Consider the following 2,378-nt stretch of genomic DNA (forward strand, 5'->3'; position numbering starts at 1 on the left):
CGGACGAGTAAGGAGGCCGCGCGTCTCGCGGATGTCCAAGCGGGTGCCGGGTGTCCATCCGAGGGCGTGCAGGAGGGCGTGATCGGCAGCCCCCAGAGGAGCTAGGGATGGTCCCTGACCCAGGTGGCGATCTGGACCCGAGAGGTGGCTCCGAGTTTGGAGAGAATGTGCTCGACATGCGTTTCCGCGGTGCGCTGCGAGATCACCAGTGCTTCGGAGATGTCCTTGTTCGACAGTCCTTGCGCCACCAGCTTGGCGACCTCCTGCTCCCGCCGGGTCAGTACTGGCAAAGCGGAACCCGCAGCAGGCACCTTTGCTCGCGTCGGAGTCGCCGGAGCCTGTTCACTGGGCGGGTGGGCCCCCGCCTGCTCATTGCCTAACTGCGTACCCTGCCGATAGGCCTTTTCGTACGCCTGATCACCCAGGACCTTCTTGGCTTGACTTTCACCGTCGCGGTGCCACCGCAAGTAGTAACTCGAATTGATTACGGGGCTGCCGCCCATCAGTTTCCACAGCTGCTCGATTGCACCGAACAGCCGCGCGGCCCGCTCCGCGTCACCGCTCTCGATTGCCACCAGAGCCAGCTCCTCGAGGCACATTCCCGTGCCCAGCGGGTCGTCGAAGCTGTGCTTCAACCGAAGGGCGGCCCGTGCCTCCTCTTCTGCTGCCTGAAAGTCGCCGGCGACCCGCTGAGCATGCCCCAGGTTCCAGCGCATCCATGCCAGCATCCACTTGTCCCCGGCGCGCTCACAGATCGACCGGCCTTCCGCACAGAGCTCCCTGGCGCGGTCGAGGTTGCCGCGTTCGATGTGTAGGAGGGACAGAAGGAGGACGGAGGCCAGGGCGGGGGAGGAAGTGCTGAGCTGCCCCGTTGCGCGAAACTCGGCCAGCGCCTGCTCCGCCAACTCCGACGCCCGCGTCATATCGCCGCAAAACGATGCATGCCATCCCAGCCAGTTGGTGCCGTGGGCCTTGGCCGCCCGATCGCCCACGTGGTCGGCCACCTCGATGGCCTCCTGCGATGCACGCTCCGCATTAGGGAGGTCTCCCTGGATCGTGGCGATCCAGCTGCGCACCCACAGGGCCCTCGCCCGTTCCTGGCTCGGTTCCCGCGACAACGCCAGCAGCCGGTCCAGCCAGTACCGGCCATCCCGAACGAAAGCGCTGCCGATCCAGTGAAACCACAATGCACCAGTGAGCAGCAGTCCTGTCCTGGCCTGACCGGGCTCGGTGCAGCAGAAGTCCAGCGCCGCCCACAGGTTCGGGTTCTGGCTCTGGAACCACTGCCACCATTTCCACTGCTGCGGCCCGCACCATTCCGCGTCGGCCTGCTTGACCACCGCTAGGTAATAGTCCCGGTGCCGACGCCGCAGCAGCGCCTCCTCGCCACGAACCGCCAACTGCTCCCGCCCGTACTGCCGGGGGCACGGCCCGAGCGGCCGAGCTGACCAGCGTTTCCGAGTCCACGGCTCAGGAATGGCTGGACGGCAGAGGCCAGCCCGACCCGACCCATCTGCGGTTAATGCGCGAGGCTACCCGGCTCCCGAGCTCGGAGTTGGTGCGCTACCTCGGCCCGGGCCGAGCAATCGAGTTGACCGGCGCCGACGCGGTGTCCTTGGTATGGGGATGGTGGCTGGGGGGCAACGGCAAGCCCTACGCGGACGAAGCTGGGGAGCTGCGCCGGGCTGTTCTGGGGGCTATCACGGAGGGGCTCCTGCGGTCGCCGCAGCCGTTGAGGCGGGTGGTGTGGAGTGAGAACGGGATACGGGAGGCTGAGTGAGCTGGGCGGGCCGCCCAGCCGGCGGGAGCTGAACGTGCTGCATGGGCTGGCGCGGGCCCTGGACGGTCGTGAGATTTACTACCTCACGCGCTTCTTCGGTAGGGGCGACCATGTCGCCGTAGGGATCGGCGGCCTTGATCAGTGGCGTCGCAGCGATCGTGGCATGCTGCGCGGGATTCTATTTCCTGGACGCGGTTCAGGGTGATGTCAGAAGGATCGATCCCGATTCGACGGTGCCGCCGGACGTGCTGGCGGACGCGGGCGCCGACGTGGCCTGGTGGATTCAGCATGGCGGACTACGCGCCTCTGCCGGAGGCAGCCGTGGTGGTGGTTTCGCAGCGACTGTGTCGCGGGGGGAGGGTTCGCAGCCGACGGCCGCCGACATCGAACCGTTCAGGAAAACAGTTCGTCCGCGGGCAGCGCGGGGGAGTCTTGACTACGCGGATGCTTGCATCGGCGAGGACCGCTTCGAACGACGTGGTGAACTGGCCGGCCCGATCTCGCAGGAGGGACCGGAATTCGGTGATGCCATCGCCGAGGTCCATCAGCAGGTTGCGGGCCTGCTGAGTGGTCCACGCCCCGTCCGGGTTCGTGGTCG

At 67.0% G+C, this 2,378-nt stretch carries 3 protein-coding genes; 2 read left to right on the plus strand and 1 reads right to left on the minus strand.

The features are described 5' to 3' along the window. Window positions 1-101: 101 nt before the first annotated feature. The gene (locus SSPN_RS48435) at window positions 102-1,400 is read right to left on the minus strand and encodes a helix-turn-helix domain-containing protein (protein ID WP_010316671.1); all 1,299 of its coding nucleotides are present in this window, start codon (window positions 1,398-1,400) and stop codon (window positions 102-104) included. 122 nt (window positions 1,401-1,522) lie between these two features. On the opposite strand from SSPN_RS48435, the gene SSPN_RS0141655 reads away from it, so the two are divergent. Together SSPN_RS0141655 and SSPN_RS62380 are read left to right on the plus strand one after the other, a co-directional pair. Beyond that, a complete protein-coding gene (locus tag SSPN_RS0141655) occupies window positions 1,523-1,780 on the plus strand; it encodes a hypothetical protein (RefSeq protein ID WP_010316673.1) in 258 nt (85 codons plus the stop codon). Window positions 1,781-1,914: 134 nt separating this feature from the next. Beyond that, window positions 1,915-2,378 (plus strand): hypothetical protein (locus tag SSPN_RS62380; protein ID WP_158309731.1); only part of this gene is annotated, 464 nt, incomplete at its 3' end.

Origin of the sequence: Saccharopolyspora spinosa NRRL 18395 (assembly GCF_000194155.1) — a bacterium.
Lineage (GTDB): Bacteria > Actinomycetota > Actinomycetes > Mycobacteriales > Pseudonocardiaceae > Saccharopolyspora > Saccharopolyspora spinosa.